The following is an 18,130-nucleotide window of genomic DNA, read 5'->3' as shown; positions in this document are numbered from 1 at the left end:
AACTTCAGCTGCTCACCCAATTCGGGCGCCAACGCATCGGCGCTCTGCAACGCATAAAACGCCGACGGGGTCTGGCTGAGCACGCTGACCTGTTCGCGAACCAGCAACCCGTGCAGGTCTTCAGCGGAGCGCACCACCGCATCCGGCACCACCACCAGGCGTCCGCCGTACAGCAGCGACCCGAAAACCTCCCATACCGAGAAGTCAAACGCCAACGAGTGACATTGCGTCCACACTTGGCCTAACCCGAGTTGAGCATCCAGTGTCTCCAGCAACAACGTCACGTTGTGGTGCGGGATGGCGACGCCCTTGGGCGTGCCCGTGGTGCCCGAGGTGTAGATGATGTACGCGATGTTTTCCGGAGCCGGCACCGGCAGGGCCGTCGTCGGCTGGGTGCGCACGGCGGGGTCGTCGATGTCGACGATCAGGCCGTCGAACCCATCCAGCCGGGGGCGCACCTCGGCGGTGGTCACCGCCGCGACCGGCGCGGCGTCGCCGAGCACGAACTGCAACCGGGCCTCCGGCACGCCCGGGTCGATCGGCACGTAGGCCGCCCCGGTCTTGAGGACGGCGAAGATCGCCATCACCGCTTCGGCGGACCGCGGGATCACCACGGCCACCCGCTGCCCCGGGCCGGCGCCCTGCTCGGCGAGCAGGTGCGCCAACCGGTTTGCCGACTCTTCGACCTCGCGGTAGGTCCACGACCGCTCGCCGCAGGTGATCGCCACCGCGTCGGCGGCGCGGGCCACCTGCGCGGCGAACATCGCCGGAATCGACGCCTGACCGCGCGGCCGGCGCGCCAGCATCGCCCGGTTGCCCCAGGCGTCGAGCCGCTCGCGCTCGGCGGCGTCGAGCAGATCGATGGACGAAAGCCGTTGCGCGGGATCGGCGGTCATGGCCGCCATCACCTGACGCAACCGCTCGATCAGCGTTTCGACGGCGGACGCCTCGAACACCTCGGTGTCGTACTCGACCCGCAGGCTCAGTTCGTGTCCCGGGGTGGCCACCACGGAAAGCGGGTAATGGTTGAATTCGCGGCTGCTGAATTCGGTGACGGTCAACTCCTGGACGCCCAGCAACGCACCGGCGTCGATCGGGTAGTTCTCGTACAGGAAGAGCGTGTCGAACAGTTGGTCGTGGCCGGTGACACGGTGAATCTCGTTGAGCGCCAAGTGTTCATGCTCGAGAGTCTCGGCGTGGACGCGCTGCAGCTGCTCGAGCAGGTCGGCGACGGTGGTCGCGGCGGCGATGTTGGCCCGCACCGGAACGGTGTTGATCAACAAACCGACCATCGCGTCCGCGCCGGGCAATTCGGTGGGCCGCCCCGAGACCGCGGTGCCGAAGGCGACGTCGTGCTGGCCGGTCAGCCAGGTCAGCAGTTGCGCCCACGCACCCTGCAGCACGGTGCTGACGGTGGTGCGGCTGGAACGGGCCAATTCGCCCAGTGCGCGGGTGGTGTCCGCCGAGACCGTGTAGGTGGCAACGGCGCGCCGGCCGATCTTGCCCGGCGGTGCCACCAGCGTGGGCGCCTCGAATCCGTCCAGCGCCTCGGCCCAGGCCGCTTGGGCGCCGGCTCGATCCTGTGCGGCCAGCCACATCAGGTAGCTGCGATACGACGGGGGCGCGGGCAGCCGTTCGCCGTAGTAGCCGGCGAACACCTCGCGCATCAGGACGGGCAGCGACCAGCCGTCGATGACGATGTGGTGAATGGTCAGCAGGAACCGGTGCCGGTCGGGCGCGGTGCGGATCAACGCGGCCCGGAAGGCGGGCTGGCCGGCCAGGTCGCAGACGGCGGTGCGCTCGGCCGCGGACAGCTGTTCGACCTTCGCGTCGACATCGCCGCCGGTCAGCTCGACGTAGTTCCACGCCATCACCGGCTCGGCCGGAATGATCTGCACCGGCTCGCCGAATTCGTCGAGGAACCGGGCCGCCAGGTTGGGGTGGCGGTTGACGACGGTCTGCACCGCGTCCCGAAGCCGTTGCGGGTCAAGGGAACCGCTCACGGTGATGCCGAGCTGCACCGCGTAGAGGTCTTCGAGTTCCTGCGCGAAGCTGCTGTGGAAGAGCAGCCCCTGCTGGACGGGGCTGAGCGGCAGCACGTCGGCGATCTGGTGCTGCTTGCACAGTCCGTCGATCTGCTGCTGGTCCAGGCGGGCGGGGGCAATGTCGGACGGGGTCAACCCGCCGCCCCCGGCGCGCACGTGCGCACAGATCCCGGCGAGAGCCTCAAACCACAACTGGCTCAACCGGTTTACCTGCTCGTCGGTTAGCGCCGATGGCGCCCACCGCCAGTTGGCGTGCAGGTTGGGCCCGGCCTCGGTGTCCATGGTGCCGGCGTTCAGTTCGACGGTGTGCGCCAAGGGCATTGCCACCGCGGTGGCCACGGCGGCCGATGACAGGCTGTCCTCGCTGACGCGCCACAGGTCGTCGGAGAGATCGGCTCCCGCTGCCAGCCGGCCCAGGTAGTTGAACCCGATCACCGGGTCGGGACCGTCGAGGTCGACTTCGCTGTTCAGGTAACGCAACAGCCCGTAGGTCAGACCGTCGGGCAGGGCACGCAGTTGCTCCTTGGCGTCCTTGATCACCGCGCCCAGCGCGGCCTCGCCGGCGACCACCGTCGACCAGTTCAGCGTGCCGTTGATCTTCAGCGCCGCAGGATATTTGGTGGTGAACCAGCCCACAGTGCGCGACAGGTCCACGCGGGACGCCACCTCTTCGTGGCGGCCGTGACCCTCGATGTCGATGCCGATCGGGGCGGCTTCACCCAGGAATTCCGTGAACGCCAGCCCGAACGCGATCAGCAGAATGTCTTGCACCCCAGCGTGAAACGCCGCCGGCACCTCCCCGAGCAGCAGCCGGGTGGTGTCGACATCCAGCGATGCCGTCAACTGCCCGGCGGTCGCGTAGGTGTCCTCGGCCTGTACCGCCGGCAGTGCCGCCGGGGTGGCGGCCACCTGCCGCCACGCGTCGGCCTGCGCGGTCACCGCCGGGCTCTGCGCGTAGTCGACGAGCAGCGAAGACCAACGGGCAAAAGAGGTTCCGGGCGCCGGCAGGGCCACCGGCTGGGCGTTGTGAAGCTGGGCCCAGGCGATGTTGATGTCTTCGATCAGGGTCCGCCACGAGACACCGTCGACGGCAAGGTGGTGAATGACCAACGCCAATTGGCTTGTCGCACTTGCCCATACCGCGCTGAGCAGCGCGCCGTCGGCCACATTGAGCCGGCCGCGGGCCTCGATCAGCGCCGCGTCGGACAACGCCTCGACCACACGCAGGCAGTCGTCGGCCTGCACCGAGCCCACCTCGGGTGCCTCCAGGGACCAGCCGCCGGCGCCGTCGTCCTGCACGCGCAGCCGCAGCATAGGGTGGCGATCCAGCAGTGCCTGCAGCACCGCCGCCACGTCGGCGTCGCTCACGCCGGCGGGAGCCGCCAGCACCATGGTCTGGTTGAACTCGTCGATCGGGCCGTCGATGGTCTGCAGCCAGCGCATGATCGGGGTGGCCACCACGGGCCCGATCCCCTCGTCGGCCGCACCGAACTCACCGTCGGCCGCGACTTCGGACACCCGCGCCAGGCGAGCTACCGTCTGCTCCACGAAAATGTCTCGGGGACGGCAGATTACGCCGGCGTTGCGGGCCCTCGACACCACCTGCATCGACAGGATGCTGTCGCCGCCGAGGTCGAAGAAGGAGTCGTCGACGCCGACGCGTTCGACCCCCAGCACCTGGGCGTAGATGTCGGCCAGGATCTCCTCGATCGCGTCGGCCGGGGCCCGGTACTCACTCGCGGCGTATTCGGGCGAGGGCAGGGCGCGCTTGTCCAGCTTGCCGTTGCCGGTCAACGGCAGGGTGTCCAGCACCATCACGGCGGTCGGCACCATGTAGGGCGGAAGCTTGTCGGCCAGCGCGGCGCGCAGCTCCGCGGGGTCGGCGGTGCCGGTGATGTAGCCGACCAGACGCTTGTCGCCGGGGCGGTCCTCGCGGGCGATCACCGCGGCCTGGTCCACTCCGTCGAGTCCGGCCAGCACGGCCTGGATTTCGCCGAGTTCGATGCGGAAACCGCGGATCTTGACCTGCTCGTCGGCGCGGCCCAGGTACTGCAACTGCCCGTCGGGTCCCCAGCACACCAGGTCACCGGTGCGGTACATCCGCGCGCCCGGACCGCCAAAGGGGTTGGCCACGAACCGCGATGCGGTCAGGCCGGGGCGGCGCACGTAGCCGTGCCCGACGCCGCGGCCGGCCAGGTACAGCTCGCCGACCACGCCGGCGGGCACCGGCTGCAGCCACTTGTCGAGCACGAACATCGCGGCGCCGGCTATCGGGGAGCCGATCGGCACCACCGGCGACCCGGGCACCAGGGGCGTGCTGATCGACGCGCACACCGTGGTCTCGGTCGGCCCGTAGGCGTCGAGCATCACCCGCCCGGGCGCCGCCCACCGGTCGACGACGTCGGTGGGGCAGGCCTCGCCGGCCACCACCAGCGTCGTCGCCTCCAGGCCGTCGGCCGGCAGCATTGCCACCGCCGACGGGGTCTGGGTCAGCACGCTGACCTTCTCCGCGACCAGCAGGTCGTGCAGATCCGCCGGCGAGGAGGCCACCGACTCCGGCACGATCAGCAGCCGCCTACCGCGCAGCAGCGCGCCGAAGATCTCCCACACCGAGAAGTCGAAGGCCGAGGAGTGGCATTGCGTCCAGACGTTCCCCTCGGGCAATCCGGCGTCGAGCGACTCCATCAGCCACACGACGTTATATTGAGGAATCGCAACGCCTTTGGGGGTTCCGGTGGTTCCGGAGGTGTAGATGATGTAGGCGGTGTTTTCGGGCGCCGGCAGCGGCAGGGCGGTGTCGGGCTGGCTGTCGATGGCCAGGTCGTGCACATCGACGACCAGGACGTCGTGGTTGTCCAGCCGCGAGCGCAGCTCCGCCGTGGTGATCACCGCACTGGGCGCCGCGTCTTCGAGCACGAAGTCCATCCGCGACGACGCGTGCGCCGGATCGATCGGCACATACGCCGCCCCGGTCTTGAGCACCGCCATCATCGAGACGATGGCGTCGGCGCACCTGGGGAACAGCACCGCCACGCAGTCCCCCGGGCCGACCCCGCGGCCGGCGAGCAGATGGCCCAACCGGTTGGAGGCCTCGTCGAGTTCCGCGTAGGTCATGGAGCGGCCGTCGAAGGTCACCGCGACCGCCTCGGGCGTGCTCTGCACGTGCTCGGCGAACGCCTGCGGAATCGACACGGGCGCGGGCACGGGCTCGTGCAGTGCCGGCCGGTTGCTCCACTCGTCCAGCAGGGCCGGCTCGTCGGGGGTCAGCAGGTCGATCGACGACAGCGGCCGGTCCGGGTCGGCGGTCATCTCTTCGAGGATCTGCTGCAAGCGTCCGGCGAGGTCGGCGACGCCGAAGCTGGCGAACGGCTGCCCCGGGCCCGCGGTGCTGAGGTGCAGCTGGTCGCCGGCGCCGAGGAAGAACAGTCCGAAGTGCCCGACCGGGCCGTGGTTGGTGTACGACGCGGTGGCCGGCGAGCCGGCGAGGTCCAGGGTCAGCCGGGACGGGATGAAGTTGATCCCGACCCGGTTCGGCGCTTGCCGCAGCCCGTCGCCCTCGAGCGTGTGCACCGGGAAGCGCTGGTGCTGCAGCAACTCGCGGATCCGCTTGTCGACGTGCTTGCAGAAATCGGCGACGGTCGATTGCGGTTCCGTCGCCAGGACCAGCGGCACCACGCCGGCGAGCATCGCGGGAAGCGTTTTCGACTCCGGCCGCACCCGCCGACTCACCGGGAAGTCGAGCGCCACCTCCGAGCCGCTACCGGACCACCCGCGCACCAAAAGCGCGCACGCGGCGGTGGTGACCGAAAAGCGGCGGATGGCAAGCTTTTTCGACAGCTCCTTGATCCGGTTGGCAACCGAGGGGTCCAGCTGCACGGAAGCGGACGGCGAGTAATGGTCGCGCTCGCCGGCGGCGTCGGGCAGGCGATCCACCGGTCCGCTCTCCGGCGGCAGGTGCTCGCTCCAATAGGCCTTGTCTTCGGCGTAGTCCTCGGAGGCTTCGTAGCCCGACTCCAGGTCCACCAAGTCCCGCGCCGAACCGAAGTAGGCGTCGGGAATCGGCTTTCCGGCCACCATCGCGGAGTAAATGGTCGCGACCCGACGGCATACCAGGGCCATGCCCAGACCGTCGATGGCGATGTGGTGGCAGCAACCAAACAAATAGAATTCCTCGTGCCCTGTTTGAAAAAGCACGAATTTGAACAGCTGGCCGTTCAACGCCATCGGCGTGCGCTGAATTGACGAAGCCCTTTCGCGGGCTTCCTGCACGGGGTCGGCCGCGCTTCTGAGGTCGTCGAACGTCAGCTCGACGAGCGGGTAGTCGACCGGTTTCTGCACGACCTGGCCGTCGACCTCGAAGAACGAGACCCTGCCCGGCTCGGCCTCCGCGACTGCCAGGGTGATCGCCTGTTCGAGCTCATCGCGATGGACGACGCCGTCGATCTTGACGAGGAGACCGAGCTGCCATTGCGTGCCGGCGAACCCGGCTTCTTGGGACAACCAGATATCGAGCTGCCCCCGCGTTAGCGGAAGTGCCCCGTCTTCCCTCGCCATCGACTCCCCCAAGTCTCCACCCGCCCCATACCCCGACTCGTTACTGGTCAAAACCCCGACCCGTTGCGAGCTTGTCCCGCAGGCTCTTCGGCCGAATGTCGGGCCAATGCTGCTCGATGTATTCCAAACACGCAGCTCGGTCGGCCTCCCCGTGGACCACTCGCCAGCCGGCTGGAACATCGGCGAAGGCCGGCCACAAGCTGTGTTGCTCCTCGTCGTTCACCAGGACGAAAAAGCTGCCGTTGTCGTCGTCGAATGGATTGATGCTCACAATTCTCCAGGATGCATAGTGGACATGAGTGGAACAGGTCTAAACCCTAGTTGAGCCCTAGAGCGCTCGCCCGTGGTTTGGCCAAAGTTCCTGGTGTGACCCAGAAGGCGTTGATGCCATCCAGTGATTGGTATGCCGCGGGGCCCCGATGCCCCGAAAATCGCTGCAGTGACCTGCATCAATGGCGTTGGCTGCGAAATTTCGCTATTGGAGCAGGCACGTCCTTCAGGCCGATGAAGTTATTGTGCTTGTCGCCACTGAGCTTAGCCGAAGGCCTGGGGGCCGCGAAAATCACCAAGAGGCGAAACCTGGCAGTGTGCTGGCAAGACTGGCCGGGGTTGCCCACCCGGTGACACCGTGCACCCGCTGTGCTTAGGTGAGGGGGCGGCTTGCGAAGAAGAGAAGTGAACGGGAAACGTTCGGACGCTCAGCAAATGCCGTTTATGCACGCGAGCGGCATTACGATCCCGTATCGCGTTGCCAAAGCACTGATACGGAAGCGACTGGCGTGGTTTACTCAACAAGACCTGGTCGCGCTCCCCGGGGGGCGGAGCTCGTATGAGGTGTCCGAGGCACGACTGGTCGGCCACGTGCACCACATTCGAAGCGCCGCAGTCTGGCGTGTCGCGAGAGGTGTGTAGTTGCATGTTCGAGCGGCGCGAACCGTCCGGGCTTCAACACGGCTGAAGGGGGTGCAGTGGTCGAATCGGATGTCCGGGCCCGGCCCGACAACACCATCGCGGAAGGACGAGACATTAGCCAACGTCGTTTCCTAGGCTTTGGTCGTCGATCTTCAACTGAACCCGTGCAGCAAAGCGGCCCTCAGGCGACGCGCACGAAAAAAGGTCCCGGGCTGTTCAGCTTCCTCGGCCGGTTGTGGATTCCGCTGGTCATCGTGGCCGTCGTCGTCGCCGGAGGTATGACGGTCTCGCGGTTGCACGGCGTCTTCGGCTCCGAGAAGCGCCCCACCTACGCCGAATCCAGGCAACAGGACACCAAACCGTTCAACCCCAAGCACGTGAAGTATGAGGTCTTCGGCCCCGCCGGGTCGATGGCCGACATCAGCTACTTTGACGCCAACGGCGAGCCGAACCACATCACCGGTATCGAGCTGCCGTGGACGTTCGACATCTCGACGACGCTGCCATCGATCGTGGGAAATGTGGTCGCACAGGGCAACAGCGATAGTCTCGGCTGCCGCATCGTGGTCGACGGTGTCGTCAAAGCCGAGAGGATCTCGCACGAATTGAACGCGTTCACCTACTGCGTGTTGACCGCCACATGAGCACCCAGCAACAAATTGAAACCCAGCCGGCCGCGCGACCGCGTATAGCGCGGATCATCCACCGCCTGTCCGTTCCGATCATTCTGGGCTGGCTCGGTATCGCCGTCCTGATCAGCGTCGCCGTCCCGTCGCTGGAGCAGGTCGAGGCGGAGAACGCGGTCTCGCTGAGCCCCTTGGGCGCACCGTCGTTCAAGGCCATGGAGCGGCTTGGCCAGGACTTCCACGAGACCAACTCCGGCGCTCTGGCGATGATCCTGCTGGAGGGCCAGCAGCAACTCGGCGACGACGCGCACAAGTATTACGACCGCCTGGTCAAGCTCTTGGAAGACGACCACGCGCATGTGCAGCACGTCCAGAACTTCTGGGGCGATCCGCTGACCCGCGGCGCCGCGCAGAGCCAGGACGGCAAGGCCGCATATGTACAGGTGAACCTGAACGGTAACCAGGGCGCGGCCGCGGGTGACGCGTCCGTGGCGGCCGTGCGAAAGATCGTGCAGGACGCTTCGCCCCCGCCGGGATTAAAGGTCTATGTGACCGGGCCCGCGCCCATCGTCGCGGACATGAATATCGCCGGTCAGCAGAGCATCATGCTGGTTACGCTGGTCAGCCTTGCCGTCATTTTCCTGACGTTGCTGCTCGTCTATCGGTCGATTGTCACGGTCGTCCTTTTGTTGCTGATCGTCGGCCTTGAATTGCAGATAGCGCGCGGGGCGGTCGCGCTGCTCGGCCATCTCGGGCTGGTCGGCCTTACCACTTTTGCCGTCAACCTGTTGGTCGCCGCTGTTATCGCGACGGGTACCGACTACGGCATTTTCTTCGTCGGCCGATATCAAGAGGCGCGGTATGCGGGCGAAAGCCGAGAAGAGGCCTTTTACACCACATTCAACGGTGTAGCCAAGGTCGTACTTGCATCAGGCCTGACGATCGCCGGCGCGGTGCTCTGCCTCAGTTTCACCCGACTTCCGTTTTTCCAGCCGCTCGGCATTCCCTGCGCCGTCGGCATTTCCATCGCGGTCCTGGTCGCGATAACGCTGGGGCCCGCTCTCATTGCCGCCGGAGCCCGGTTCGGTCTGTTCGACCCACGGCGTGCACTCTCGACCCGCCGGTGGCGTCGAATCGGTACGGCGATCGTGCGGTGGCCGGCGCCCATCCTCATCGCCTCGTTGGCCGTCTCGCTGATCGGGCTGTTGACGCTGCCGAATTACAAGCCCAGTTATGACGACCAGAAATTCATTCCGGACCGCATTCCCGCCAACGTGGGCTATGCGGCCGCGGCCCGGCACTTCCCCGGCCAGCGCATGTCGATGCCCGAAATTCTGTTGATCGAGACCGATCATGACTTGCGTAATCCGACGGACATGCTGGTCATCAATAAACTCGCCAAGGGCGTGCTAGCGGTGCCCGGAATCGCGACGGTGCAGACCGTGACCCGCCCGGAGGGAACGCCCCTGCAGCACACGACGATTCCCTGGATCATCAGCATGGGTCAGGCGAGTCAGATGCAGAACATGGCTTTCCAAAAAGACCGCATGAACGACATGCTCACCCAGGCCAATGAGCTTGGGAAGATGATCGGCCTCATGCAGCACATGCTGGACCTGATGCGGGAACTCGTCGCCACCACGCACCACATGGTCGGGACAACGCATGAAATGCAGGACATCACTTCGGAATTGCGCGATCGCGTTTCGGACTTCGAGGATTTCTGGCGCCCGATTCGCAGCTACTTCTACTGGGAAAAGCACTGCTACGACATCCCGATCTGCTTCTCCCTGCGATCCATCTTCGACGCGATCGACGGCGTTGACGAGATCAGCGACAAATTGGGCGACCTGGTGAAGGACCTGGACCAGCTGGATGCGATCCTGCCGCAGCTGGTCATGCAGATCCCGCCCATGATCGAAACCATGTCGGGCATGCGCACCATGATGCTGACCATGCACAGCACCATGTCCGGCGTCATGGGCCAAATGGATTCGAGCGCAAAGGATCCCAGCGCCATGGGGCAGGCGTTCGACGCCTCCAAGAACGACGATTCCTTCTACCTGCCGCCGGGGATCATCAACGGGTCCGAGTCGTTCAAGCGGATCGAGAAGGTGTTCATGTCGCCGGACGGCAAGGACGTCCGCCTGCTGATCTCCCAGCGGGGCGACCCGTCGACGCCGGATGGGCTCAACCGGGTCGAGCAGATCAAGACGGCGGCCGAGGAATCGCTCAAGGGCACTCCCCTGGAAAACGCCAAGATCTATTTGACCGGTACTGCGGCGATTACCAAAGATCTGGTCGACGGGTCTATGTTCGACCTTTTGATCGCCGGCGTATCCGCGATCTGCCTGATTTTCATCATCATGCTGATCATGACGCGAAGCTTCATTGCCGCCATGGTGATCGTCGGCACGGTTCTGCTTTCGCTCGGCGCATCCTTCGGGTTGTCCGTGCTGGTCTGGCAGTACTTGCTGCACATGCAACTGCACTGGAGCGTGCTTTCCACCTCGGTGATCGTGTTGTTGGCCGTGGGTTCTGACTACAACTTGCTATTGGTCTCCCGAATGAAGGAGGAGTTGGCCGCCGGGATCCACACGGGCATCATCCGCGCCATGGCCGGTACCGGAAAGGTTGTGACGAACGCCGGCTTGGTGTTCGCCTTCACGATGGCCTCGATGGGGGTCAGCGAGCTGCGCAGCATCGGTCAGGTGGGCACGACGATCGGCATCGGCTTGATTTTCGACACGTTGATCGTGCGCGCATTCATGACGCCGTCAGTCGCCGCACTGCTGGGACGCTGGTTCTGGTGGCCACAGTTGGTGCGCCCCCGCCCGGCCAGCACGATGCTGCGGCACACCGGCCCCCGCCCGTTGGTGCGTTCACTGCTCCTGAAGCAGCCGCAGTAAGTGGCTTTCCACTTCAGGATGGGAACAGCAACCGTGGGGAACACTGTGACACAGGGCAATAGCGTCGTCGACCTGTCGAGGGGCTTATGACCACGCACACAGCCCGGCCGTCGCGCGTCGCGCGGTCGATCCGCCACCTTGCGGTGTTCATCATCATCGGGTGGGTGGCGCTGACCCTGCTGGTGACGTTCGGCGTGCCACGGCTCGAGATTGTGGGCCAACAGCATTCGGTGCCGCTCGCCCCTCAAGACGCACCGGCGGTGCAGGCCATGCAGCGCATGGGCCGGGACTTCAAGGAATCCGATTCGGACAGCTTCGCGATGCTGGTCCTGGAGGGACAGCAGCCGCTTGGCGACCAGGCACACGCCTACTACGACAAACTGGTTGCTCAATTAAAAAGCGACACAAAGCATATCGAGCACGTGCAGGATCTGTGGGGCGATCGCCTTACTGCGGCGGGCGCCCAGAGCCCGGACGGCAAGGCCGTTTATGTGCAGTTGAACCTGGCGGGCAACCAGGGCACCACCCTGGGCCAGGAATCCGTCGCCTCCGTCCGCGACGTGATCGCGCGGACACCGCCGCCCCCCGGGGTTAAGGCCTACGTCACCGGTCCGTCGGCACTGTTCTCCGATATGCAGCTCGCCGGTGACCGATCGATTCTGAAGATGACGATGATCGGCGCGTTGATCATCTTCGTCGTGCTGCTCCTGGTGTACCGCTCGATCACCACCGTGATTCTGCTATTGCTCACGGTCGGGATTGAAGTCTTCGCCGCTCGCGGTGTCATCGCCTTCATCGCCAACAACAACTGGATGGCACTGTCCACGTTTGCCGTCAACCTGCTGGTGGCGCTGGCAATGGCCGCCGGCACCGACTATGCGATCTTCTTCTTCGGCCGCTATCAGGAGGCGCGCCAGGCGGGCGAAGACAGGCAGACAGCGTACTTCACCACCTATCGCAGCGTCGCGCCCGTCGTCCTGGGTTCCGGTCTGACCATCGCCGGGGCGATGTTGTGCCTGAGCTTCACCCGCATGCCCATCTTCCAGACCATGGGCATGCCCTGCTCGGTGGGCATGCTCATCTCGGTGCTGATCGCGCTGACGCTGGTTCCGGCCGTGCTGACCGTCGGGAGTGGCTTCGGGTTGTTCGACCCGAGGCGCACGATCGGCTTCGGGCGCTGGCGGCGCATCGGCACGGCGATCGTCCGTTGGCCCGCGCCCATTCTGTGCGCGACGATCGCCGTCGCATTGGTGGGTTTGGTGACCCTGCCCGGCTACCAGACGAGCTACAACAACCGGCTCTACATGCCCGACAACGTTCCGGCCAACGTCGGCTACGCGGCAGCAGACCGCCACTTCAACCAGTCGCGCATGATGCCCGAGATCTTGATGATCGAATCCGATCACGACATGCGGAACTCGGCGGATTTCCTGTTGCTGCACCGGCTTGCGAAGGCAATCTTCGCCGTTCATGGGATCTCCCGGGTGCAGGGCATCACGCGGCCTGAGGGAACACCGATCCAGCACACCTCGATTCCCTTCCTGCTCAGCATGCAACAGTCGATAATGGGTCAAGACCTCAAGTACATGCGGGCGCGCATGGACGACATGCTTGTCCAAGCGGACATGATGGCCAAGCAGATCGAAATCATGAAGCGCATCTACTCGCTGCAAAAGCGCATGACCGACATCACGCACGATTCGATCACGAAGACCAAAGAAATGGCCGTCGTTCTCGCTGAATTAAATGGCAAGATGGCCGATTTCGAGGATTTCTTTCGACCGCTACGGAGCTATTTTTACTGGGAAAAGCACTGCTACGACATCCCGATCTGCTGGTCGTTGCGACAGATCTTCGAAATCCTCGACGGCGTCGACACGCTGAGCGACAAGATGGTGGGCCTGCTTCAAGATCTCGATCACATGGACAAGCTGATGCCTCAGCTGCTGGAGCAGTATCCGCCGATGATCGCAATGTCCGAGGACATGCGGAACATGATGCTGACGAACCACAGCACCATGTCCGGGATCCTCGGCCAGATGTCAGCCAACGACAAGGACGCCACCATCATGGGGCAGGCGTTCGACGATTCCAAGAACGACGATTCGTTCTATCTGCCGCCCGAGATTTTCGACAATGCGGACTTCAAGAAAGCGATGGGCCAGTTCTTGTCGCCGGACGGTAAGGCCGCCCGCTTCATCATTTCGCACCGCGGCGACCCCGCGACGTCCGAGAGCGTCAACCGCATCGACAAGATCCGGCTGGCGGCCGAAGAGTCGCTCAAGAACACCCCATTGGAAAACGCCAAGATCTACATCGCGGGCACCGCGTCGACGTTCAAGGACTTCCGCGACGGCTCCACGTACGACCTCTTCATTGCGGGCATTGGTGCGCTGTGCCTGATTTTCATCATCATGCTCATCCTGACCCGAAGTTTCGTGGCCGCCCTGGTCATCGTGGGCACGGTAACGCTCTCGTTGGGCGCATCATTCGGGATCTCGGTGCTGATTTGGCAGTACATCTTCGGCATCAAGCTGTACTGGATGGTGCTGCCGATGTCGGTGATCGTCTTGTTGGCGGTCGGTTCTGACTACAACCTGCTGCTGGTATCCCGAATGAAAGAGGAACTGGCCGGCGGCATCAATACCGGCATCATCCGCGCGATGGGCGGCACCGGTAAGGTCGTGACGAATGCAGGCCTGGTGTTCGCATTCACCATGGCGTCGATGGTGGTCAGCGACCTGCGCATCATCGGTCAGGTCGGTACCACGATTGGCCTGGGCCTGATGTTCGACACCTTGATCGTGCGCTCGTTCATGACGCCTACCATCGCGGCGCTGCTCGGACGGTGGTTCTGGTGGCCGCAGTTGGTTCGACCACGGCCGGCCAGCCTGCTGCTTCGCTCCGTGGGAACGCGTCAGTCGGTACGCACCCTGCTCCACCACGATGAGGTCGACATGGACGCCCCCACCGCCGAGATCCCGATCGCCAGGCCGACCGTCTAGGTGGTCCTCGTCGTTTCGTTTGCCGGATAGCGAATCGGTCAACGCCCTCCGCGAAGAGCGCGACGAGAAAGATTGGACGCCAAATGATTCTGCTCGGCACACTCGGAACTCCCCCGCCGCGAACAGGTTTGGGCCGCGTCAGCGAGATCTGTGGCCACCGTCGAGGAAAGGCCTGGGCCATTTCCCCTATCGCTATCTCCGTATACCGTCCGCACGCCACACCGCACCGTGAAATACTCCTACCGTGAGTCCACTTGCGATCGAGGTTGTAGGCCTCACAAAGACGTTCGGGCGAAACACGCTCGCGTTGAACGGCATCGACTTCTCGGTCCCAGCCGGGACGGTCTGCGGGGTGCTCGGCCATAACGGAGCCGGCAAGACCACCACGATCAACATTCTTTCCACGCTGATCCGCCCCAGCTCGGGGCGCGCCAGCGTCGCCGGGTATGACATCATCCGCCAGCCGTCCGAGGTGCGTTCCAGCATCGGGATGGCCGGACAGTTCACCGGCATGGATCCCATGCTGACCGGCCGGGAGAACCTGGTCCTGTTCGGCAGGCTGCGCGGATTGAATCGCAAGCGCGCGAAGGCCCGCGCCGGTGAGCTGCTCGAACAGTTCGATCTGGTCGCCGCCGCGGACCGTCGGCTGTCGACCTACTCCGGCGGCATGTTCCGGCGCGTCGACCTGGCCAGCGCCCTGGTGGTGCCGCCGCAGGTGCTCTTCCTCGACGAGCCGACCACCGGTCTGGACCCTCGCAGCCGCCGCGACGTGTGGGCACTGGTGAGTTCGCTGACCGTGCAGGGCATCACCGTGCTGCTGACTACGCAGTACCTGGAAGAGGCCGACGTGCTGAGCGATTCGATCGTCGTCATCGATCACGGACAGGTGATCGCCCGCGGCACTTCCGAGGAACTCAAGCGCGCGGTGGGGACCAGCTACTGCCAGGTGACCCCCGCCAACCCCGCCGACCTGGCTCAGGTCGCGGCGGCGCTGAACGGACTCGAGGGCGTCGAGATCGACGGCGACACCAATTCGGTGGCGGTGTTCGCGCCCGATGGGGTGGCCACGCTCGTCGAGGTGTTCCGGCGGGTCGACGCGCTCGGACTCGAGCTCGCCGATATCTCGTTGCGCAAGCCCTCGCTCGACGAGGCTTTCCTGCATCTGACCGAACGGACCGCCGCCCGGTCATGAGCGCCCTGTCCGCCCTCACCGAGCGTTCGCTGATGTCGGCGGCTCGCGACGGCGAGATGATCTTTGAGATCCTTTCGCCGGCAGCCTATTTGGCGGGGTTCAGTGTGGCGTTGCACGGCCTGATCGACACAGGGAAAATCAGTTACACCCAATATTTCCTACCCGCGGTGGTCGCGCAATCGATGATCTTCGTCGGGCTGCTCACCGCGGACCGCGCGGCGCGTGACCATGTGTCCGGCTTCGGCGAGCGGATGCGAACGCTGCCGGTCGCCGCAGTCGCCACCGTGACCGCCCGCACGGCGGCCACCCAGATGCGCGCGGTGCTCTCCCTGGTGGTGGCGCTGATTGCCGGATACGCCTTCGGTTTCCGGATCACCGGTGGGTTGGGCTACGCGGCGGCGTTCCTGCTCATCTCCTTGCTGCTGTGCCTGGCCGTGGGGTTGGGCGCCGACGCGCTGGGATCGAGCGCCAAGACCGTTCAGGGGGCAAGCCACCTCTTGTTCGTCCCCCAGCTGCTGCTGTTCATGCTGTCCACTGGAATCGCCCCGGAGAAGACTTTTCCGGAATGGTTGCGCCCGTACGTCCGCAACCAGCCGGTGTCACAATTCGCCGAGACGCTGCGCGGCATGGCCACCGGCCACGTGATCCTCAGCAATCTGGTGGCCACCCTTGCCTGGTGCCTCGGCATGGTCCTGGTGTTCGGCGCGATCACATTGCGGATGCAGAGGCGCGGCTAGTGACGCATCGCCTCGAGCCGCAAGGGTCGCTGTGGACCCAAAGCTGGGTGCAGGCCGGCCGGCTCCTGCTCCGCTGGCGGCGCGACCAAGCGGTGCTGATGGGGTCGCTGCTGCTACCCGTCTGCCTACTGTTCATCTACAAAATCGTGCTGGGCGAGCAGGTGCAGAAGGTCACGGGTGTGGACAGCATCTACGGGATCGTTCCCATGTGCGCGGTGATCTCCGGACTGTTCGGCTCACTGGGCAATTCGGTCGGCATCACCATGGACCGCGAGTCACGCGTGCTCAGCCGGATGTGGGTGCTGCCGATTCACCGGGCCAGCGCGATCACCGGCTGGATCATCGCCGAGGTGGTGCGCACGTTGCTCGGCACCTTCCTGATCACCGCCCTCGGGCTGGCGATGGGGTTGCGCTTCCTCCAAGGTTGGCCGGCCGCACTGCTTTTCGTGCTGATTCCGTCCATCGTGGTGACCGGCTTCACCGCTCTGGTGATGGCGATGGCCATCCGCAACAACGGCCGCACCGCGATGACCTGGGTGCTAGGCGTCACTTTTGCGCTGGCGTTCGTCAATCCCGGTGCCACTCCGATCAAGCTGTTTCCGGATTGGGCTCAGCCGTTGATCCGCATACAACCGATTTCGCCGCCCATCGAGACGATGCGGTCCTTGGCCCACGGCGGCCCGGTCATGTGGCCTCTGGTGACGACGCTGATCTGGGCGGTCGTGCTGCTTGCGGTATTCGTCCCGGTGGCCGTGCGCGGCTACCGGTTGGCCGCCGAGGCCAACGCGTGACTCACGCTGGCCCCGCACCGGCCAACCCCCTGGTCTCGGTGTGCGTGCCGATGTACAACAACGGCGCGACCATCGAGCGCTGCCTGCGCAGCGTCCTGGATCAGGACGGCATCGACTTCGAGATCCTCGTCGTCGATGACCAGTCGTCGGATGACGGCGCGCGCATTGCGACATCGTTGCTGCGTGAGGGAGACCGCCTGATACGCAACGAGTCTCGACTTGGGTTGAACGGAAACCACAACAAGTGCCTGGAATTCGCGCGCGGCGAATACATCCAGTTCTTGCACGGTGATGACTGGTTGCTTCCGGGAGCCCTGGAGACGCTCGCCCGCTGTTTCGACGACCCCGGCGTCGGGCTGACCTTCGCGCCCCGTCGGGTGCAGACCGACGACCTGCCCTGGAGCGAGCGACGAAAGGCGCCGGGCAAGCTCCACGTCTACTTTGCCAAGCTGCGCGAGCACAACCGTGGATCGTCACTGGTGCTGCAGTTGGTGGCCTTGTGGGGTGCGAGCGCCAATCTGATCGGCGAGCCGAGCTGCGTGATGTTCCGGCGCCGGGTGGCGCTGGACGCGGGTGGCTTGCGTGACGACGTGTATCAGACCGTGGACTTGGATTTTTGGTTGCGCCTCATGCTGCGGGGCGCGGTTCGTTTTGTGCCACAGGAACTCTCGGTGCGGCATCACACCGCGACCACCGAGTCGGCGAATATCACGAAGGCCCACCGGCACTGGCTCGACCAGCTACGCATTCTGACCTGGATGCTCGTGGACCCGGCGTCTACCGGTCTCGTCCGCGCGGCCGCGGCACCGTGGTGGTTACTCGCCTGGGTGGGGCTGCTCGTCAAGGTGACGCTGTTCGGGCCCCAGCGGTCCTCGCGGCTGAAAACGTTGCTGGCAGCACCCGTTGGTGAGTTCATGCGGGCGAGACGGTTTCGTGATCAAATGATTCCCAGTTCGGACTAACGGCACAAGGTCGCCCTGGTGCAAACCCGTGGTTTTTCCCTTGCGAGCTAAAGCTTTCAAGCGAGTCTCCGCGGCACACCAATCCTCGGCATCCCTGCATCGGGAATGAGACACTGGCTATCGTGAAAATCGTTCTGAAATTTTCCCTCCCCGCTCGGCGCTACCGCTATCGAGGCAATCGCAGAATGATACGGGCTCTCGGGCCGAGTCTTGCTTCACCGACTAAGTGGTCGGCCACCGACACTGGGTCTGACGAGGAGACGTCTCAGTCATTCGATTGCGCATCGCGGGTACACACGTCGGCTCACTATCTGCCGATTTACGAGTCTGTAATCGACCGAAACAGGCCGCTCCGGATGTTAGCGATCGGTAGCTTTTATGAAGACTCACTCCACAT

The 18,130-nt window shown here is 64.8% G+C and carries 9 protein-coding genes; 7 read left to right on the top strand and 2 right to left on the bottom strand.

What is annotated here, in order from left to right:
- Both ACYQ8K_RS26860 and ACYQ8K_RS26855 read right to left on the bottom strand, forming a co-directional pair.
- Positions 1-6,599, bottom strand: a 6,599-nt coding sequence (locus ACYQ8K_RS26860) for an amino acid adenylation domain-containing protein (protein WP_459973885.1), incomplete at its 3' end; no start/stop codon positions are given.
- A gap of 40 nt (positions 6,600-6,639) precedes the next feature.
- Complete coding sequence (locus tag ACYQ8K_RS26855) at positions 6,640-6,870, bottom strand: MbtH family protein (RefSeq protein WP_003877688.1); 231 nt, start codon at positions 6,868-6,870, stop codon at positions 6,640-6,642.
- A 919-nt stretch (positions 6,871-7,789) separates the two neighbouring features.
- Between ACYQ8K_RS26855 and ACYQ8K_RS26850 the strand changes: the two genes are divergently transcribed.
- The 7 genes from ACYQ8K_RS26850 to ACYQ8K_RS26820 all read left to right on the top strand — a co-directional run bounded on the left by ACYQ8K_RS26850 (position 7,790) and on the right by ACYQ8K_RS26820 (position 17,733).
- A complete protein-coding gene (locus tag ACYQ8K_RS26850; RefSeq protein ID WP_459973891.1) occupies positions 7,790-8,155 on the top strand; it encodes an MmpS family transport accessory protein in 366 nt (121 codons plus the stop codon).
- Entirely contained in the window at positions 8,152-11,046 is a 2,895-nt protein-coding gene (locus ACYQ8K_RS26845) for an MMPL/RND family transporter (protein WP_459973883.1), read from the top strand. Before ACYQ8K_RS26850 ends, ACYQ8K_RS26845 begins: the two co-directional genes overlap by 4 nt.
- A gap of 86 nt (positions 11,047-11,132) precedes the next feature.
- Positions 11,133-14,051 carry an MMPL/RND family transporter gene (locus ACYQ8K_RS26840; RefSeq protein ID WP_459973881.1) on the top strand — a complete coding sequence of 973 codons (2,919 nt, stop codon included), beginning with the start codon at positions 11,133-11,135 and terminating at the stop codon, positions 14,049-14,051.
- 244 nt (positions 14,052-14,295) lie between these two features.
- Positions 14,296-15,243 carry an ATP-binding cassette domain-containing protein gene (locus tag ACYQ8K_RS26835; protein WP_459973879.1) on the top strand — a complete coding sequence of 316 codons (948 nt, stop codon included), beginning with the start codon at positions 14,296-14,298 and terminating at the stop codon, positions 15,241-15,243.
- Positions 15,240-15,980 (top strand): ABC transporter permease, encoded by a 741-nt coding sequence (locus ACYQ8K_RS26830; protein ID WP_459973877.1) that lies wholly within the window; start codon positions 15,240-15,242, stop codon positions 15,978-15,980. The genes ACYQ8K_RS26835 and ACYQ8K_RS26830 overlap by 4 nt, the downstream gene beginning before the upstream one ends.
- Entirely contained in the window at positions 15,980-16,771 is a 792-nt protein-coding gene (locus tag ACYQ8K_RS26825) for an ABC transporter permease (protein ID WP_459973875.1), read from the top strand. The genes ACYQ8K_RS26830 and ACYQ8K_RS26825 overlap by 1 nt, the downstream gene beginning before the upstream one ends.
- Positions 16,768-17,733 (top strand): glycosyltransferase family 2 protein, encoded by a 966-nt coding sequence (locus ACYQ8K_RS26820; protein ID WP_459973873.1) that lies wholly within the window; start codon positions 16,768-16,770, stop codon positions 17,731-17,733. The genes ACYQ8K_RS26825 and ACYQ8K_RS26820 overlap by 4 nt, the downstream gene beginning before the upstream one ends.
- Positions 17,734-18,130: the final 397 nt, after the last annotated feature.

The organism is Mycobacterium sp. MUNTM1, from assembly GCF_054660795.1.
Note: the sequence above shows the minus strand (reverse complement) of the source record. Positions and strands in the feature narration are given on the sequence as shown.